Genomic DNA, 18,815 nt, shown 5'->3' with positions numbered 1-18,815 from the left:
GGCGCTCTTTGAGCGTCCGGCTGGTGGAACAAGGAACACGACCGTGTCCCCGAACTATGTAGCCAAGCGGCTGGTGATGATCGTCTATACGCTCTTCATCGTATCGCTCATCGTCTTCGCCATCACCCAGATCCTGCCGGCCGATGCCGCCGTCATGATGCTGGGTGAGAATGCGACACAGGACGCCCTCGCTGCGCTGCGGGAAAACATGGGGCTCAACGCCCCGGTGTGGCAGCAATATGCAATTTGGCTCGGCCACGTGCTGCAGGGCGATCTCGGCACCTCGCTACGCACCGGCCAGCCTGTCGGTCCCGTCATGTTTGAAGCCCTCGGCCGTTCACTGCTTTTGGCCTTCCTGTCGATTGGCCTCATGCTGGTTCTCGCCATTCCGCTTGGCATCATCGCCGCCGTCCGTCGCGGCAAGATCGCCGACATGGTTGTCAGCCTGATCTCCTACGCCGGCGTGGCGCTTCCGGAATTCGTCACGGCGACGGTCGCCGTCCTCGTCTTCGCCGACCTGATGAAATGGCTGCCGCCGACCGGCTATGTGCCGCTCACCGAAAATTTTGCCAGCGGCATCGCCCATCTGGTCCTGCCGGTCTGCGTCATTTCGGTGATCCTGATCGCTCACGTCTCGCGCATGGTGCGCTCCGAACTCGTCGACGTGCTGCATACCGACTATATTCGCGCCGCCCGGCTGAAGGGGATTTCACGCGGACAGGTCTTGCGTCGCCACGCGCTGCGCAATGCGCTGTTGCCGACCATTACCATCGTTGCGCTCGATGTGGGTTACCTGCTCGGTGGCGTCATTGTCGTCGAAGAGATCTTTGCCATTCCCGGCATCGGCCGTCAGTTGATCGTGGCGATCCAGGCGCGTGACCTGCCGGCCATCCAGGCCGGCGTGCTGATCATGGCGGCCACCTATTCGATCGTCAATTTCATCGCCGACATCCTCTATGCCTGGCTCGACAAGAGGATCCAGTATGACTGATTTCATCAAACGCCTCCTGCGCACGCCGCAGGGCGCGATCGGCGTATTCCTCGTCCTGCTGGTGCTGGTGATCGTGCTGTTCGGACCAATGCTCGCGCCGCACGACCCGGAAACTCTCGCGCCGCTCGCGCGCTACAAGGGGCCGAGCGCCACCTACTGGATGGGAACCGACCAATACGGCCGTGACATTTTTAGCCGCCTGCTGATCGGCGCCCGCGCCACCGTGGTCATGGCCGTGCTCGCAACCATCGCAGGCACGCTGGTCGGCGCCTTCGTCGGCACCACCTCCGCCTTCCTCGGCGGTCGGGCGGACGAATTGATCATGCGCACCATCGACGCCGTCATGTCGATCCCGAGCCTGCTGTTTGCGCTTCTGGTGGTCAATCTCCTGGGGTCCAGCACGGTCAACGCGCTGATCGCCGTTGCCATCGCGTTCGCGCCGGGCATGGCCCGCATCACCCGCAGCGTCGCGCTGTCGGTGCGCAAGCAGGATTATGTCAATGCGGCGGTCGCCCGTGGTGAAAGCTCGGCTTACATCATCCTGCGGGAAATGCTGCCGAACGTCATTGCGCCGATCATTGTCGAGATGACCATCCGCATCTCCTTCGCGGTCATGCTGTTTGCAACGCTCAGTTTTCTCGGCCTCGGTGCGCAGCCGCCGGCGGCCGAATGGGGCCTGATGGTCTCGGAGGCGCGCCGCTACATGCACTTGAGTGCCGGTATCCTGATCTGGCCGAGCGTGGCGATCGCCGTCGTCGCCGTCGGCTTCAACCTTCTGGGCGACGGTCTTCGCGATGCCCTCAATCCGCGAACCTGAGGCCACGACCATGACGACAAAACCAGAAACTCCGGTTCTCGCGATCGAGAATTACTCGTTGGATTATGACACGGCCTCCGGCGTCTTCCATGCGCTCAAGAACATCGACCTCTCCGTCCACCGAGGCGAGATCCTCGGCCTGGTGGGCGAATCCGGTTCCGGCAAGACCTCGCTTGCCTGGTCGATCATGCGCTATCTGCCCAAGAACGCCCGCGAACCAGCCGGCCGCATCCTGCTGAGCGGCGAGAACCTGCTTGAAAAGACCGATGCCCAGATCGAGGCCTTTCGCGGCCGGCGCATCAGCATGGTGTTCCAGGATCCGAGCACGTCGCTCAACCCAACCCTGTCGCTAGGCACCCAACTCGCCGAGGTGCTGGTCCGTCACCGCGGGCTGACACGGCAGCAGGCCTGGAAGGAAGGCGAGGCGATGCTTGATCGCGTCGGTCTGAAGACGCCGGCAGCGATGATGAAGCGCATGCCGCACGAGGCATCGGGCGGCGAGAAGCAGCGGGTCGTCATCGCATCGGCGTTTGCGTGCAATCCCGAATGCATCATCTTCGACGAACCGACGACGGCGCTCGACGTCATCACCTCATGCCAGATCCTTGACCTGTTCGTGGAACTGCAGGCCGAGACCGGTGTCGCCTCGCTCTACATTTCCCACGATCTGGCGCTGGTGTCGCGCACGGCCAGCCGCGTCGCCGTCATCCGTCGCGGCGACATCGTCGAGCAGGGCGCGGTGCGCGATATCTTTGCCAATCCGCAGCAGGATTATACCCGCGAACTGATCGCGGCGGTTCCTGACCCGGCCCATAGGCTGGTCGGCGACACTGTCGTTGAAACGGACAAGCCGCTGGTGCGGGTCGAAAACGTTAGCGTCCATTACGGCCGCAAGCCGTTCCTGGCGGCGCTCACTGGCCGCAAGACGGAACGTGTCGCCGGCAACAATGCCATCAGCCTCAGCGTCAATCCGGGCGAAATTCTGGGCATCGTCGGTGAATCCGGCTCCGGCAAGTCGACCCTGGCGAAGGCGATGACCGGTCTCAACCGCTTCGAGGGCAAGATCTGGTTCGACGGTCGCGAGATCAGGAACCTTGGCGACATGGACAATGCCTATCGCAAGGACGTGCAGATCATCTTCCAGCACCCCGACGCCTCGCTCAATCCCCGCCAGAAGATCAACGAGATTCTGTCGCGGCCGCTAAAGCTGTTCGGGGACGCGTCTCATCTCGACCAGAAGGTCGGCGACATGCTGGAGCAGGTGCGCCTGCCGCGCACCCATGCCCAGCGGTATCCGCATCAGCTGTCGGGCGGCGAGAAACAGCGCGTGGCGATCGCCCGTGCGTTTGCCTCCAAGCCGAAATTGGTGATCTGCGACGAGATCACTTCCGCACTCGACGTGTCGGTGCAGGCGTCCATCGTCCAGCTGCTGCTGGAACTGCAGAAGGCCAGCGGCACCGCCTACCTGTTCATTACCCACGACCTCAACCTTATCCGCCAGATCGCCCACCGGATCGCCGTGATGTATCGCGGCAATCTCGTCGAGATCGCACCTGCAGCAGACATCGATAGCCAGGATCGCGCCGAATATACCCGCCGCCTGATCGAGGCGGTGCCGCGCGCGGCCGGCCAATACCTATGACAATGCATCAAGGAGTATAACAATGGACCCGAAATCCCTGGTGGATCGGATCGACGAAAAGGCCTGCCTCGATTTCCTATCGAAGATGGTTCAGCACAAGAGCCATTCGGAAACCGATGGCGAGCGTGATCTTGCGCGCTACATGGCCGGCGAACTGGAAAAGATCGGGGTCGAAGCCGAACTGCAGCCATTCGACGAAGGCCGCCGCTTCAACACGATCGGACGCCTCAGGGGCACCGGCGGCGGCAAGAGCCTGCTGTTCAACGGCCATCTCGACACCAACCCGGTCACCGAAGGCTGGACAGTCGATCCTTATGCCGGCCTCGTAGACGACAAGTTCATCTATGGTATCGGCGTGTCGAACATGAAGGCCGGCGATGCCGCCTATTTCTGCGCGGTCAAGACGCTGCTCGAGGCCGGCGTCAAGCTCAAGGGCGACGTTATCCTGACCTTCGTGGTCGGCGAACTGCAGGGCGGCGTCGGCACGCTTGCGGCGATCAGACACGGCGTCAAGGCGGACTATTTCATCAACAGCGAGCCGAGTGATCTCGTCGCCGTCACCATGCATGCGGCAGCTCTCAGCTATGTCATCGAATTGACCGGCGACACGCGCCATCTCTCCAAGCGCGAGGAATCCGTCGATGCGATCGCCGCGGCTTGCGACATCATCCCACGCATCAACGCCATGACCTTCAGCGGCGCCAGGAGCGACGTGCACCGGTCGATCAACCGCGGCCATGTCGGCGTCGTCCATGGGGCCCTCGGGCGCAGTCTCGAAGAATGGCGTCCGCCCCAGGTCGCAGATTTCGTCCGCCTCAAGGGCTCGTGCCGTTATGCGCCGGGGCAGACGCAGGAGGGCGTGCTGGCCGATCTCGAAAAGGAACTGGTGGCTCTCGAAGGCCGCTTCCCCGGCCTCAAGGCAAAGCTGGTTCCGGAATTGATCGAGGGTCGCCCGCTGATGCCGCCCTTCGAGGTCTCGCCGACATCGCGCATCGTCAAGTCGATCAACGCGGCCTATGAAGCCGTGCGCGGCGAAAAACAACCGACCGGCGCGATCACGCCGACCCGCTTCTACGGTACCGATGCCGGCCATCTCTACAAGGAGCTCGGCATGGAAGGTATCGTGTGCGGCCCCGGCGGCCGTTACAACACCATGCCCGACGAGCGTGTCGATATCGTCGACTATCTCGACATGATCCGCGTCTACATGCTGACCATCCTCGATATCTGCGAGGTTGCCTGATCATGTTCTCCCGGGCGGAGTTCGATCGCCGTATCGCACGTGCCCGGGACGCCATGGCATCCGCCGGGGTCGATCTGCTGCTCGTCGATAGCGGTGAACTGCTGGCTTGGCTGACCGGCTACACCGTCTCCGAAACCATGTACCGCGCCGCCTTTTTACCGCGCGAGGGCGATGCCTGGTTCACGCTGCGGGCGCTGGACGAGGCGCCGTGCCGGGAAAAGAGCTGGATTTCCGACGTGGTCGGTTTCGCCGATACCGACGAAGCGCAAGCGGCCGTGGCGGCAAGCATCCGCGAGCGCCGATTTGCCGGTGCGCGCATCGGCCTCGATACCAATTCCTACAGCATGAGCGCTGCGACGTTCATGCGGCTTTCGGCGCTGCTGCCGGATGCGAGCTTCATTCCCATGCCGGGGCTCAGCGACAGCCTGCGCTGGGTCAAGTCGGAGGAGGAGATTGCCATCCTCCGCCAGGCATCTGGAATCGCCGACAAGGCGATGCTGGAGATCGCAAGACAGGCTCGTCCGGGAATGACCACCCGCGATGCGGCGGCAATCGCCTCGCAGGTCTTCCTTCGTGAAGGTGCCGATACCGGGGAAGTGGGCCCGGTCGTCAAGGCCGCCGGCAGCCACGAGTTTCTGCACGGCGCGTTCAAGACCGAAACGATCACGGAGGGCGACGTCCTGCATGTCGAACTCATTCCGCGCGTCGGAAACTATGGGGCGCGGATGATGCGGCCGGTCGTCGTGGGTGCTCCCTCCGCGGAACTTGCCGCTACGGCGGGAAAGCTGATTGAGCTGCAGGATCGGCAGATCATGGCGATGAAGCCGGGCGCCATAGCGCGAGACGTTGACGCGATTATGCGCCGAGGTGCCGTCGACGCGGGCCTCCGACCGACCTACGAAAACGTCACCGCCTACACGCTCGGCCTCTATACCCGCACGCCCCGCACTAGCGACTTTTCGCGGGTTCTACTGCCCACATCCAACTGGGCGCTGGAGGAGGGGATGGTGTTTCACCTTTATGCTACGGCTCAAGGCCTGGGCTTCAGCGAAACGGTGGTCGTCGATAAAGAGGGAGGCGCTCGGCTCACGAAAACGCCAAGACTGGTTTTGGCGCCCAACCCAGCTGGTCGTTAGTTAGAGGTGGATCGATGACGGGCTGTGCGTCTGCTCCAGGAAAAGCCGCATTTGAGCCGCCAGTTTCTCAGCGTTTTTTAAAGACCTATCGCCTCAGCCTATGCAACGGCGGGATGTTGTTGTCAGGCATGTGCTGGTCGAAGCGATTTGAGATCATGCCGCAGGTGGGCGTCCGCGGATTGTTGACTTCGATGGTGCGGAGGCGATGACCTCATGGGCTCACCGCGAAGCGTCTGTCAGGATGATGTATGGGACCGTGAAAAGATACCCATGCAGAACCGGTAAATTTCATCGAAGAGACACCTTCGCGGCCTCTTACTCTCAAGCTGGTCCCTAAGCGCTGTGTCGTGGTATCAATCTTCCCGTGAACAGACGATTGAGATCCCGCTCTTCCGGATCCGCCAAAACCTTGACGAGATATTCAACCATTTCCGTAAGGGGCTGCCTATAGGTGGTGAGGCGGTAGTTTGGATTGTCCGCCTGGGGCACGTCGTCAAAGCCTGTAATGGCGATATCCTTGGGAATTTCCAGTCCCAGCTTGTGCCGAATAACGTCACTTGCCCCCATTGCGAGTGCGTCATTCTCGCAAACGATAACATCCGGCAAGTCTGATGGCCCTCGACGGCTTAACGTTTCCATCACGATAGTTCCGGCCAGCGCGGGATCATAGGCAGGAACCGTCACCGACTCGGGCTGGAACGAGAAATGTTTCCCCCAGTATTCGAGAAATGTTTCTTTCCGGAGCAGATGTGCCGAATGGCTTTGCGGCCCTGCAAGGAATAGAGGGCGTCGGTATCCGCGTTGATGCACGTAACGCGCCAGTTCTGTCATTGCTCCGACATCATCGACTGCGATCGAGATGGTGTTCGGATTCTCCGAACTACGGGCGAAGACGATCAGCTTGCGGAATCGGCGAGCCTGGAGCGCGGTTTCCAGTACGTCGTCGTCAAATTGGACGCCGATCAGGATTACCGCGTCGACGCGCCGCTGGCTTGCGTTCAGCAGCGCATGGCCAGCATCGTCTCTGTTCAGCGTGTTTACCAGCAGGATGTCCCAGCCCTCGCGCCGCAGGATACGGGTGAGGCGCTCCATCATGACCAGCTTGTGCGGATTGGCGAAGTCGTCGATCAGCAGCGCTACCAGGTTGGATCTGTCCGAGGCGAGGCTTGCGGCACGCAGATCAGGCAGATAGCCGAGACGCTCTGCCGCAACCATCACCTTCTGGAGGCTTTTCGGCGAGATGGATGCATCTTTGCGGAAGGCGCGATTGACCGTCCAGCGCGACACGCCTGCGGCGATTGCGACATCGTCCGCCGTGACGTTTTCGGCAAAAGGGGGTCTCTTTTGGTTTGGCATTCCGATCTCCCGCTTCTGTTTTGTATTGGTTTAGCCTCCATTGATAGCGCCTTTTTCATCTATCCTATCTTTTTTGCTCGCGGGAGCAGATTTTTCTTGCTCGCGCGAGCAAATGTAGAGATAGTCCGTTTCAAGGCGGCGGGAGGCCGCTTTCAGGAGGATATCAGTGCTGAGAATTGGATTGCTGGGTGCCGGCCGCATTGGCCGCGTGCACGCCATTAATATTGCGGGTCATGCCAGGAGCGAACTGGTCGCGGTGTCGGACGTCAACGAAGAGGCTGCGCAATCCCTGGCCAGCTCCTACGGTGCGAAAGCACTAAGTTCCGAGGCGATCCTCAAGGACACCTCGATCGATGCCGTGCTGATCGCGACCTCTACTGATACCCATTCCGACTTGATCGAGGAGGCCGCGAAGGCCGGCAAAGCCGTGCTCTGCGAAAAGCCGGTGGATCTCTCGCTGCAGCGAGCCAAAGCATGCTTGGCGGTGGCTTCGGCCACCGGTGTTCCGATCATGATCGGTTTTAATCGTCGCTTCGATCCGAATTTCGCAAGGGTCAAGGCGGCATTGGACGCCGGCGAGATCGGCAAGCCGGAATTGCTTTCGATTACCTCGTTCGACCCGGCTCCGCCGCCGGTCAGCTATATTAAGGTTTCGGGCGGGCTGTTTCGCGACATGATGATCCACGACTTCGACATGGCGAATTTCCTGATGGGAGATGCGCCGAAGACCCTTCACGCGACTGGCACGTCGATCGTCGATGCCGAAATCGGCGCGGCAGGCGACGTCGATACCGCCGTTGTCACGCTGACCTATGCCGACGGGCGTATCGCGGTCATCAAGAACAGCCGCCGCGCCGTCTACGGTTATGACCAGCGTGTCGAGTTGCTGGGCGCTGAGGGACTGCTGTCGGCGGCAAACGTACTCGAAAACACGGTGTCCAAAGCGACGAAAGCCGGCGTGACGAGCGCCAAGCCAGAGTTCTTTTTCCTAGAGCGCTACATGCGCGCCTATGCGGCGGAATGGGATGCCTTCCTGCGCGCCATTCTCGACGGTGCCCCCATCCCGGTCACGCTGGCGGACGGCGTTGCGGCGCTGGCGATGGCCGAGGCTGCGACCCAGTCGGCACGGTCGGGCCAATCGGTCGATCTGGCGCCTTAAGCATTTAGGGCGGTGGCCGGGGCCATCGCGCACGCATTGCCGCGGCACACGGGAGGTGTCGCCGCCGGCTTTCGGTTCCGGCCTGCTTGGCCGGAGGAATGGACGTACGGGAGTGACGTCCAAGGGGAACTCAATCGGGAGGTTAGCATGAAGAAATTATTAGCATCCGTCGCCATCGCCGCGGTCGTCGCCATGGCCGGTCCTGCCCTTGCGACCGACATCATCGTCGTGGCTCACGGCCAGGCGAACGATCCGTTCTGGTCGGTGGTGAAAAACGGCGTCGAAAAGGCGGCTAAGGACACAGGCGTTAAAGTCCAGTTCCGCTCGCCGGAAACCTTCGACATGGTCCAGATGGGCCAGATGATCGACGCCGCCGTCAACCAGGACCCCGACGGCCTCGTCGTCTCGATTCCTGACGGCGACGCGCTGGGTCCGGCGATCAAGCGCGCAGTTGCTGCCGGCATTCCGGTCATTTCCATGAATTCCGGTTCGGACGTCGCGCATAAGCTCGGTGCGTTGCTGCATGTCGGTCAATCGGAATTCGACGCCGGAAAGATCGCCGGCCAGAAGCTTGCCGAGCTGGGCGGCAAAAAGGCCATTTGCGTAAATCAGGAAGTCGGCAACGTTTCGCTCGACCTGCGTTGCGCCGGCTTCAAGGAAGGCTTTGGCAAGGCAGTCAAGGTGCTCCCGACCACCAACGATCCGGCGGAGGTCGAAGCCAAGGTGCGCGCAGCGCTGGAATCCGATCCTGACTTGAATGTAATCCTGGCACTCAACGCCTCACTCGTTGGCGAGCCCAGCGTCAAGGCGGCGCAGGCGGTCGGACGCAACAGCGTGTTGATCTCCACCTTCGACCTGTCAGCCGGTTTTCTCAAGTTCATCGCGGACGGCAAGGCGGCATTCGCGATCGACCAGCAGCAGTTCCTGCAGGGCTATCTGCCAGTCGCCTTCCTCGCGCTCAATGCGCAATATGGCCTTGTTCCAGGTGGTGACGTTCCGTCTGGGCCGAACCTCGTGACCAAGGAGGCTGCCGCCAAGGTCATCGATCTTTCGGCCAAGGGCATCCGTTAACCGCAGTTGATTGCCGGGCCGCAGCGTTCCACGTCGCGGCTCGGCCACCGATCAGGAGACAGGTCAATGTCGACAGAAACGCTGGCGCGAGCGGACGAACGGGTCAAAACCGAGTCCTTCGCAACGAAACTCATGAAGCGGCCGGAACTGGGGGCGATCGGAGGGGTCGTTCTCGTCACCGTGTTCTTTTTCCTGACCGCAGACCGCACCATGTTCACGCTATCCGGGATCATGAACTTCATGACGCCGGCCGCACAGCTTGGCATTCTCGGCATCGCTGCGGCCATGCTGATGATCGGCGGCGAATTCGATTTGTCGATCGGCTCGATGGTGGCCTTTGCGGGCATGGTCTTTGGCGTCTTCGTCGTCAATGTCGGCATGCCGCTCATCATCGCAATACCATTGACAATGGGGCTCGCTGCGGCACTTGGCGTGACCAACGGGCTGATCGTGCTGCGCACCGGACTACCTTCGTTCATCGTCACGCTCGCCGGTCTTTTCGTGCTGCGGGGCGCATCACTGGTCGGCCTGAAACTCTTCACCGGCGGTTCGACCCAGCTGCGCGGTATCCGCGAAGCAGTCGAGGGAGATTTCCTGGCGCCGATCTTTTCAGGCGATGCCTTCGGATTTATTCTGACATGGATGGCAAAGGCGGGTCTTGTCGACAGCTTCAAATCCGGCGTGCCAAAGGTGCCGGGCATCCCGGTCGAGATTATCTGGTTTATCGTCTTCGCGCTGGTCGCAACCTATGTTCTGCTGCGCACGCCGGCCGGCAACTGGATCTTCGCCACTGGCGGTGACGCCTTGGCGGCGCAGAATTCCGGTGTGCCCGTGCGTCGGGTCAAGATCTCGCTGTTCATGCTGACGGCCATGGCCGCCGCGCTTGTTGCCATCATCACCGTGATCGATGCCGGTTCCACGGACGCCCGCCGCGGCTTCATGAAGGAGTTCGAGGCGATCATCGCCGCGGTCATCGGCGGCTGCCTCCTGACCGGCGGCTACGGTTCCGCGATCGGCGCCTTCTTCGGTGCGATCATCTTCGGCATGGTTACCATCGGGCTGACCTATACCCGCTTCGATCAGGACTGGTTCCAGGTGTTCCTCGGCTCGATGCTGCTGCTCGCCGTGATCTTCAACAACGTCATACGCCGACGTGTGACCGGAGAGCGCTGAGATGTCCGACCCTATCATCCATATGGAAAACATCAAAAAGCACTATGGCAACGTCATCGCGCTCAATGGCGTGACCTTCGACCTGCGCGCCGGGGAATGCCATTGCCTGCTCGGCGACAACGGTGCCGGCAAGTCGACCTTCATCAAGACCATGTCGGGCGTGCACAAGCCGACCGAGGGCTCCATCACGTTCGAGGGAAGGCCGCTTTCCTTCGGCAGCCCGCGCGACGCCATGGAGGCCGGCATCGCCACGGTGTTCCAGGATCTGGCAATGATCCCGCTGATGTCCGTCACCCGCAACTTCTTCATGGGACGCGAGCCGACCAAGGGGCGAGGGCTGTTCAAGCGCTTCGATATCGACACCGCCAACGAGATTACCATGGCAGAAATGCGCAAGATGGGCATCAACCTGCGCGGCCCCGACCAGGCGGTCGGCACGCTTTCGGGTGGCGAGCGGCAGACGGTGGCGATTGCTCGCGCCGTCTATTTCGGAGCCAAGGTGCTGATCCTCGACGAGCCGACCTCGGCGCTTGGGGTGCGGCAGACCGCCAATGTGCTTGCTACCATCAAGCGCGTGCGCGCTCAGGGAATAGGCGTCGTGTTCATCTCCCACAACGTCCGCCATGCGCTTGCCGTGGGCGACCGTTTCACCGTGCTCAACCGCGGGCAGACGCTCGGCACCGCTACGCGCGGCGAAATCACGGCCGCCCAGCTACAGGACCTGATGGCCGGCGGCCAGGAAATGGCCGAGCTCGAAGGCTCGCTCGGCGGAACGATCTGAGGTAGCCCGAATGGATAAATCGTCTTTACTGCCTCAGCGTCCGCTCGGGGTCGCCCTCATCGGCACGGGCTTCATGGGCAAGTGCCACGCCATGGCCTGGCGCAACGTCGCCGCGGTATTCGGCGGCGCGCATCACCGGCTCGAGATCCTGTCGGATGCCACGCCGGAGAGTGCCGAGGCCTTCGCCCGCCAGTTCGGCTTTGCCCGCGCCACCGCGCGCTGGGAGGAAGCGGTGGCCGATCCGAAGGTTGACATCGTCTCGATCACTGCCCCGAACGGCATGCACCGGCCGATGGCCGAGGCGGCGCTCAAGGCCGGCAAGCATGTGTGGCTGGAAAAGCCGATGGCGCTAACGCTCGCGGACGCCGAGGCCATGGCGGCGACGGCGGCCGCACATCCGGGCCAGGTGACCATCCTCGGCTACAACTATCTCAGGAGCCCGGCCTTCCAGGCGGCGCGTGGCCTGATCCGCGACGGCGCGATCGGGCGGACGGTCGCCTTCCGCGGCGTCTATGACGAAGACTATTCGGCCGACCCGCTCCTCCCGTGGTCGTGGCGAATGACTCACGAGGGGGCGGACTGGGCGCACTCGGCGACCTTGGCTGCCACCTCGTGAGCCATATGCTGGCGTTGATGGGGCCGGTCACCGATGTGGTCGCCCAGACCCAGGTCACCATCCCCACGCGCCCATCTCCGGATGGGCAGAAACCGGTCGAGAACGAGGACAGTGCGCTGGCGCTCCTGCGCTTCGCCTCGGGCGCCCAAGGTTCGTTCGCCACCTCCCGCGTGGCACGGGGCCGCAAGTGCCGGCTGCAATGGGAGGTGCACGGCAGCGACGGCACGATCGTGTTCGATCAGGAGAACATGAACGAATTGTGGGTGCATCGCGCCGGCGAGGCCGGCTTCGTGCGTCATCTGACCGGACCCGGGCAACCGGACTTTGCCGCCTTCTGTCCGGCGCCGGGACACAATTTCGGCTTCAACGAGCAGAAGGTGGTCGAGGCGCGCGACCTGCTGGTGGCGATCGCCGGCGGTCCGAACTCAGGCCCCGACTTTGCCCAAGGGCTCGACATCGAGAAGGTCATTCACGCTATGGCTGCCTCGAATGGCGCCATCATCCGCATCGAAAGGCAGAGAACGTGAGGGGAGAGCGTGATGTCATCGCCTGCTGCAGCGCCAAGCCTGATTGAAGACGAACCTTCCTTCGCCCCGGAACAATCGAGAGAGTAAACATGGATCAACCTTTCACGCTCGCCGCCTGTGCGGAAATGCTCTGGCGCGACAAGCCGATCGAGTGGCGCTGCGCGCGGCTGGCCGACCTGGGCTTTCAAGTCGGCCTATGGAACTGGCCGGACCACGATCTCGCCGGGTTGGAGAGATCGGGGGCCACGTTCTCGATCATGAACGGTTATCTTACCGGCCGGCTTGCAGACGACGAGGGCGCCGACGAACTGCTGCGTTCCGCGCGCGAAACGGCCATGGTCGGCAAGCGGCTCGGCGTCGCGCGCCTTAACCTGCATGGGACCGGGCTTGGCGAAGGCGGGCTCCCGGCCCGACCCAGCGATGTGGTGACAGGACGGATGTGGCTGAAGGCAAGGGACACGCTTTGCCGCATCGCAGACATGGCGGAGGAGGAAAATGTTGTCTTCACACTGGAAAACCTCAATCTGCCGGTTGACCATCCCGGCACGCCGTTCGGACGTGCCGAGGATACCTTGGCTCTGGTCGCGTCGGTCAACCATCCGCGTTTACGCCTCAACCTCGACCTCTATCACGTGCAGATCGGCGAGGGGAACCTGATCGAAACCTGCCGTGCCTGCCTCCCATGGATCGGCGAGGTGCAGGTGGCCGATGTGCCCGGTCGGTGCGAGCCAGGTACCGGCGAGGTCAATTACCCGATGATAGCGCGCGCGCTCCACGAGATGGGTTATTGTGGGCCCGTCGGCATGGAGGCTTTCGCAAAGGGCGATCCTGAGAGCGCCCTCGAGGCATTTCGCGCTGCGTTTACCCTTCGCAGGTAGGGGAGTTCCCGTCCCTGCCTGGCTTGGAGCCTTTGCCATGGCCGGCGGCGGTCGCCTACTCGCCAGGAAGAGCATAGCGCTTCTTGAGCAGTTCGGAAGCCCGGGATGTGTTATCGCGGTCCGCCTTCATCTGTCTTCTGCGATCAGGAGGCTGTAACGCCAACCGGACGCCTTGAGGCGACATAACCTCTGCTGCCATCCATCAGCACGCGGGTATAGGGATGCGCGACGGTGTCGGCGAGCAGCTGCGCCTTGGTCGCGACTTCCACGAAGCCCCCGTTCTGCATGATGGCGACGCGGTCGCAAAGATGCGCGACGACCGCCAGGTCGTGGCTGACGAGGATATAGGTCAGCGTCTCCCGATCGCGCAGATCCTTCAAGAGATTGAGGATTTCTGCCTGAATGGATACGTCCAGAGCCGAGGTGGGCTCGTCGAGCAGCAGGATCCGGGGTTCCAGGATGAGCGCCCGGGCGATTGCCACGCGCTGCCGCTGTCCACCGGAAAGCTGGTGCGGGAAGCGATAGCGGAAATTGAGGGGCAGCCCGACATCCTTGAGGGCCTTTTCGACGCGCTCCTGCCGGTTGTCCTTGCCGTGGATTTCGAGAGGCTCCAGCAATGTCCGCCCGATCGTATGGCGGGGATGGATGGAGCCGAAGGGATCCTGGAACACCATCTGTTGCTTGGCGAGCTGCGAAATCGACCGTTTCTGGCCGATCGTCTCGTCATCGATGCGGATGGAGCCGGTCCATTGTCGGTTACGGCCGGCGAGCGCTCCAAGGACCGTGGATTTGCCGCAGCCGCTTTCGCCGACCAGTCCGAATGTCTCGCCCTTCGCAACCTCGAAGGACACATCGTTGACGACGCGGAGAAGGCTGTCGCCGTGGCCATAGGAAACCGCAAGATGATCGACCTTGATCATGGTCATGGTTCAGTTCTCCAACCAGGCCGGATCGCGGCGCAGGACCTCGAGCCGATCGCGCGGATGGTCGAGGCTCGGCAGCGCGTTCAACAGGCCGCGGGTATAGGGATGCTGCGCGTCGTCCAGATCGGCCGCCGCGATCGTTTCCACGACACGACCCGCATACATGATGATGACGCGGTCGCAGAAGCTGCGCACCAGATTGAGATCGTGGGAGATGAAGATCAGCCCGAGGTTCCGTTCCGTCACCAGATCGTCGAGGATCGACAGAACCTGCTGGCGCACGGTCACGTCCAGCGCCGAGGTGGGTTCATCTGCGATGATCAGTGACGGCGAGGCGATCAGCATCATGGAAATCATGATGCGCTGCCCCATTCCGCCGGAAACCTCGTGCGGATAAAGGTCGAAAACACGCTGCGGATCGCGAATGTTGACGCGCTCCAGCATGGCCAGCGTCCGTTGCCGTGCTTCCTTCCGCGATACCCGCTCATGCAGGATGACGGTTTCCGAAATCTGTTCTCCGACGGTCATGACCGGATTGAGCGAATATTTCGGGTCCTGCAGGATCATCGAGATCCGCCGTCCACGCACCGAAAGCATCTGCTCTTCGCGGGCGGTCAGCAGGTTGATGTCTTCGAACTGCAGCCTGTCGGCCTTGACGACCGCCTGTGGCGGCTGCAGCCGCATGATCGCCCGTCCGACCGTGCTCTTGCCCGAGCCGGACTCGCCGATGATGCCGACTTTCTCGCGGCCGACGCTGAAGGAGACGTTGCGCACGGCGGTGACGACGCCGGACAGTGTCGGGAATTCCACCGACATGTTCTGAACGGTCAGAATGTTTTCAGGCGGTTTAAGCATTGCGGGGATCCAGTATGTCGCGCAGGCCGTCGCCGAAGAGATTGAACGCCAGGCTGACGACCAGAATTGCAAGGCCCGGTATCGTCGTCAGCCACCACGCATCGAGAAGATACTTGCGTCCGGCGGCGGCCATGGCACCCCATTCGGCCATCGGCGGCTGGGCGCCGAGGCCGAGGAAGCCGAGGCCGGCGGCGGTGAGGATGATGCTCGACATGTTGAGGGTCAGGCGGACGATGATGGACGGCGCACACAGCGGTACGATATGGCGAAGCAGAATGCGGCCCATACGCGCTCCCTGTAGTTCTGCGGCGACGACGAAGTCGGCGTTGCGGAAGGTCAGCGTTTCCGCCCGCGCCAGCCGGGCGATCGGCGGCCATATGGTCAACGCGATGGCGATCACCGCATTTTCGATGCCAGGCCCGAGGGCTGCCGAGAATGCCAGCGCCAGGACGAGGCTGGGGAAGGAGAGGAAGATATCGGTGATGCGCATCAGCACGACATCGACCCAGCCGCCGAGATAACCGGCGCTGGCCCCAATCACGAAGCCGATCGGAGCGACGATGACGGTCACCAGGATGCTGATGTAGAGCGTTGTGCGCGCCCCATAGACGACGCGCGTGTAGACGTCGCGACCGAACTCGTCGGTGCCGAACCAGTGGCTTGCCGAGGGCGCCTTGAGCGCCATCGACAGGTCCTGGCTGTAGGGGTCGTAGCCCGTCAGAACAGGCGCCAGCGAGGCAATGATGACGAGGGTTATGACCACGGCGAAGCCTGCAAACGCCAGCGGGTTCGCGAGCAGGCTGAGCCAGGCCACATAGGCCTTGTGCAGTCTGGCCTGCTTCGTGGAGGTGAAGTCCTCGTTGATGAGCCAGTTGTGAAGGTCGGTGAAGTAACCGGATTTGGTCATGGCGGTACCGGGGTCCTGGGTCATCGGGTTCGGGGATCGATGAAGCGGTAGACGATATCCGACAGGAGGTTGATCGCGATCGAGATGATGCCGATCAGCAGCACGCTGCCGAGAACCGCGTTCATGTCTGCGAAGAACAAGGCGGAGGTGAGATATTGGCCGAGGCCCGGCCAGGAGAATACCGTCTCGATGAGCACGGTGCCGTCGAGAAGTCCGCAATAGGCGAGTGCCACGACCGTGAGCAGCTGGACCCGGATGTTGCGGAAGGCGTGGCGCCAGATGATCGGCCGTGTGCCGAGGCCCTTTGCGCGGGCCGTCAGGATATATTCCTGCCGGAGCTGTTCGAGCATGAAGCTGCGGCTCATGCGGCTGAGATAGGCCATGGCCGCATAACCGAGGATGAGCGCGGGCGCGATGACGTGGTGGAGCGCGCTCCAGAAGACGTCCCATTCCCCGGCCAGAAGCGAGTCTACGATCAGCGAGTTCGTCGGCCCTTCGACGAGCCCCTCGTTATAGATGTCGATGCGGCCACCGGCAGGAATGACGCCGAAATTGGCGTAGAATATCAGGATCACCGTCGTGCCGATCCAGAAGATCGGCGTGGAGTGCCCGAGCAGCCCGACGATGCGGGCAACATGGTCGACCCAGGTGCCCTTGCGCACGGCCGACAGGATGCCGAGGGGAACGCCAAACCCTGCGCCGATGATCGTCGCGAGCGTGGCGAGCTCCAGCGTCGCGGGGAATACTCGGGCGAGATCGCTCGCCACCTGGTTCTTGGTGACGTGCGACTGGCCGAAGTCCAGTCGCACGATATCGGCCAGATAGGACCCGAACTGCACATAGATGGGCCTGTCCAGCCCCATCTCCTTGTAGACGCGATCATAGGTCGACTGATCCGCCTGATCGCCGACCACGGCGATGACCGGGTCCGCCGGGATCATCCGGCCGACGACGAAGGTGATGATCAGAAGGCCAAGCAACGTCGTCGCGATCACCGCGAGCGACGTGGCAAGTTTACGCCCGGCGGACAGCAGCTTTCTGCTGCCCGCGCGTCGCGTTTCGGTGGTCTGTGACATGCTCAATTGCGCAGTTCCTAGAAAAGGCGATCAGTTGCCCTTGTTGACCGTGTCCCAGCGGGTCAGCCAGGTCGAGTGGCCGATATAGCCCTTCACCTCGTTGCGAACCGCCTTGGCGTCGGTGCGCAGGAACGAGGTGACCAAGGCCGGCGACGAAGCAAGGTAGGCCTCGTTGATCTTGGTATAGAGTCCGACGCGCTTCGACTGGTCGGTCTCGTGCGCGGCGGCGGTTACCATCTGCTGGATTTCCTTGGGAACATCCCAGGCCGTCCGCCAGGCATTCAGGCCGACGAGCTTGGCCTCGTCGGTATTGTTGGCGTTCGTCGCATAGGATTGCAGAACCGCATGCGGGTCCGGGAGTCGGTCACCTGAGCGAGCCGAAAAAATCTCGAACTGGCGGTTGCGGAACTTGCCGATATGGTCGCCGCCCTGCAGGTCGAGCTTGATGCCGGCCTTGGCGGCATTGGCCTGAAGCGACTGGGCGACTTCGTATTCGGGCGTCACCGGCGTTGCGTAATAGACCTTGGAAAAGCCATTCGGATAACCGGCCTCGGTGAGAAGCTGCTTGGCCTTTTCGATATCGAGCTTGTACGGGTTCTTGTCGATCGCGCCCGGCAGGCCGGCCGGCACGATCGTCTGCTGCTTGATACCGTAATATTTCATGACGGTGCCCGCGAGGCCGTCATAATCGATCAGGTAGCGGAACGCCTCGCGCACCTTCGGCTTCGACAGAATTTCATCCTTCTGGTTCAGGGCCAGATAGTAGAAGCCGAAGCCGGGGGTCTTCTGGATCGTCACCTTGCCACCCGTTTCAAGCGCGCCGAGGTCGGTGGACGAGAGCCGCGTCGCCACATCGGCGTCGCCGGCATCGATCTGCAGGCGCTGGGCGGACGATTCAGGGATATGCCGCAGCAAAACGCGGCGCATCTTGGGTTCGCCCTGCCAGTAGTCCTTGAACGCATCGGCGATGATCAGCTCGTTGACGCGCCACGTCCGCAGCGTATAGGGGCCGGAGCCCGCGTCAGCGGTCTGCAGGAATTCCCTCCCCATATCGCCGCCTTTGTCCTTGTCGGCAAGGAACTTGCTGTCGAGGATCGAGGTGGAGAAACTCGCGAGCGAATAGAGGATGAGGTTTGAATTCCAGACCTCCGGCGTTTCGACAACGACGGTCGACCCGTCCGTCGCGCGAATGAGCTTTTCGACGTTGTCAGCCGTAAAGCCCCACTGGCGCAGGTCCGTCGACGGCGCGAGGCCGAGCTTCACCAGCCTGCGCAGCGACCATTCGACATCCTTTGCCGTCAACGGGTTGCCGGAGTGAAATTTGACGCCCGAGCGAATCTTGAACGTAAACGTCTTGCCATCCGGAGAAACCGTCCAGCTCTCGGCGATGCCCGGCTGCGGCTTGGAAATATTGTCGGCAGGCAGGACGATCAGCCGTTCGTAGAGATTGGCGACGATCTCCGCGGCTTCCAGCTGGTTGATCTCGTTGGGGTCAAGCCCGCGCAGGGACGAGGTGTCCATGGCGACGACCAGTTGATCCTTCGGCGTTGCCGCCAAAGCAAGGCCTGGCGCACACAATGACAGGGCGGCAATGCTGGAAAGCAGAATGACGTGACGTCTGAGCATAAAAAGTCCTCCTCCGGGCTCCTCAAATCGCATCGACG

The 18,815-nt window shown here is 62.2% G+C and carries 16 protein-coding genes and 1 pseudogene; 11 read left to right on the top strand and 6 right to left on the bottom strand.

Annotation, left to right across the window (positions count from 1 at the left end):
• Positions 1 to 43 precede the first annotated feature (43 nt).
• From LZK81_RS23790 to LZK81_RS23770, 5 genes are read left to right on the top strand one after another with little or no spacing between them, the layout of a single operon-like run.
• Complete coding sequence (locus LZK81_RS23790; RefSeq protein WP_233957529.1) at positions 44 to 991, top strand: ABC transporter permease; 948 nt, start codon at positions 44 to 46, stop codon at positions 989 to 991.
• Positions 984 to 1,808 (top strand): ABC transporter permease, encoded by an 825-nt coding sequence (locus LZK81_RS23785; protein ID WP_233957528.1) that lies wholly within the window; start codon positions 984 to 986, stop codon positions 1,806 to 1,808. The genes LZK81_RS23790 and LZK81_RS23785 overlap by 8 nt, the downstream gene beginning before the upstream one ends.
• A 10-nt stretch (positions 1,809 to 1,818) precedes the next feature.
• The gene (locus LZK81_RS23780) at positions 1,819 to 3,450 is read left to right on the top strand and encodes a dipeptide ABC transporter ATP-binding protein (protein WP_233957527.1); all 1,632 of its coding nucleotides are present in this window, start codon (positions 1,819 to 1,821) and stop codon (positions 3,448 to 3,450) included.
• A 22-nt stretch (positions 3,451 to 3,472) separates the two neighbouring features.
• Positions 3,473 to 4,693 carry a M20 family metallopeptidase gene (locus LZK81_RS23775; protein WP_233957526.1) on the top strand — a complete coding sequence of 407 codons (1,221 nt, stop codon included), beginning with the start codon at positions 3,473 to 3,475 and terminating at the stop codon, positions 4,691 to 4,693.
• 2 nt (positions 4,694 to 4,695) lie between these two features.
• Complete coding sequence (locus LZK81_RS23770) at positions 4,696 to 5,829, top strand: M24 family metallopeptidase (protein WP_233957525.1); 1,134 nt, start codon at positions 4,696 to 4,698, stop codon at positions 5,827 to 5,829.
• Positions 5,830 to 6,162: 333 nt separating this feature from the next.
• Here the strand turns inward: LZK81_RS23770 and LZK81_RS23765 are convergent, their stop codons facing one another.
• Positions 6,163 to 7,185 carry a LacI family DNA-binding transcriptional regulator gene (locus LZK81_RS23765; RefSeq protein WP_233957524.1) on the bottom strand — a complete coding sequence of 341 codons (1,023 nt, stop codon included), beginning with the start codon at positions 7,183 to 7,185 and terminating at the stop codon, positions 6,163 to 6,165.
• 166 nt (positions 7,186 to 7,351) lie between these two features.
• Between LZK81_RS23765 and iolG the strand changes: the two genes are divergently transcribed.
• The 6 genes and pseudogenes from iolG (at position 7,352) to LZK81_RS23735 (ending at position 13,390) form a co-directional block, all read left to right on the top strand.
• On the top strand, positions 7,352 to 8,344 hold the full coding sequence (gene iolG, locus LZK81_RS23760) for an inositol 2-dehydrogenase (protein WP_233957523.1): 993 nt from the start codon (positions 7,352 to 7,354) through the stop codon (positions 8,342 to 8,344).
• Between the two features lie 147 nt (positions 8,345 to 8,491).
• Entirely contained in the window at positions 8,492 to 9,415 is a 924-nt protein-coding gene (locus LZK81_RS23755; RefSeq protein ID WP_233957522.1) for a sugar ABC transporter substrate-binding protein, read from the top strand.
• 66 nt (positions 9,416 to 9,481) lie between these two features.
• Complete coding sequence (locus LZK81_RS23750) at positions 9,482 to 10,588, top strand: ABC transporter permease (RefSeq protein WP_233957521.1); 1,107 nt, start codon at positions 9,482 to 9,484, stop codon at positions 10,586 to 10,588.
• Position 10,589: 1 nt separating this feature from the next.
• Complete coding sequence (locus LZK81_RS23745) at positions 10,590 to 11,369, top strand: ATP-binding cassette domain-containing protein (RefSeq protein WP_233957520.1); 780 nt, start codon at positions 10,590 to 10,592, stop codon at positions 11,367 to 11,369.
• Positions 11,370 to 11,379: 10 nt separating this feature from the next.
• Positions 11,380 to 12,512, top strand: a pseudogene (locus tag LZK81_RS23740) (Gfo/Idh/MocA family protein).
• Between the two features lie 89 nt (positions 12,513 to 12,601).
• Positions 12,602 to 13,390 (top strand): TIM barrel protein, encoded by a 789-nt coding sequence (locus LZK81_RS23735; protein WP_233957519.1) that lies wholly within the window; start codon positions 12,602 to 12,604, stop codon positions 13,388 to 13,390.
• A gap of 143 nt (positions 13,391 to 13,533) precedes the next feature.
• Here the strand turns inward: LZK81_RS23735 and LZK81_RS23730 are convergent, their stop codons facing one another.
• Genes LZK81_RS23730 through LZK81_RS23710 form a run of 5 tightly spaced genes read right to left on the bottom strand, consistent with a single transcriptional unit; the run spans position 13,534 to position 18,777 of the window.
• Positions 13,534 to 14,316 carry an ABC transporter ATP-binding protein gene (locus LZK81_RS23730; RefSeq protein WP_233957518.1) on the bottom strand — a complete coding sequence of 261 codons (783 nt, stop codon included), beginning with the start codon at positions 14,314 to 14,316 and terminating at the stop codon, positions 13,534 to 13,536.
• Between the two features lie 3 nt (positions 14,317 to 14,319).
• On the bottom strand, positions 14,320 to 15,168 hold the full coding sequence (locus LZK81_RS23725) for an ABC transporter ATP-binding protein (RefSeq protein WP_418936521.1): 849 nt from the start codon (positions 15,166 to 15,168) through the stop codon (positions 14,320 to 14,322).
• Positions 15,161 to 16,099, bottom strand: a complete 939-nt coding sequence (locus LZK81_RS23720) for an ABC transporter permease (protein ID WP_233957517.1) — start codon at positions 16,097 to 16,099, stop codon at positions 15,161 to 15,163. Before LZK81_RS23720 ends, LZK81_RS23725 begins: the two co-directional genes overlap by 8 nt.
• Complete coding sequence (locus tag LZK81_RS23715; RefSeq protein ID WP_046605787.1) at positions 16,096 to 17,151, bottom strand: ABC transporter permease; 1,056 nt, start codon at positions 17,149 to 17,151, stop codon at positions 16,096 to 16,098. Before LZK81_RS23715 ends, LZK81_RS23720 begins: the two co-directional genes overlap by 4 nt.
• 30 nt (positions 17,152 to 17,181) lie before the next feature.
• A complete protein-coding gene (locus LZK81_RS23710; protein WP_233957516.1) occupies positions 17,182 to 18,777 on the bottom strand; it encodes an ABC transporter substrate-binding protein in 1,596 nt (531 codons plus the stop codon).
• Between the last annotated feature and the right edge of the window lie 38 nt (positions 18,778 to 18,815).

This window comes from Neorhizobium galegae (assembly GCF_021391675.1).
Classification (GTDB): domain Bacteria; phylum Pseudomonadota; class Alphaproteobacteria; order Rhizobiales; family Rhizobiaceae; genus Neorhizobium; species Neorhizobium galegae_B.
Note: the sequence above shows the minus strand (reverse complement) of the source record. Positions and strands in the feature narration are given on the sequence as shown.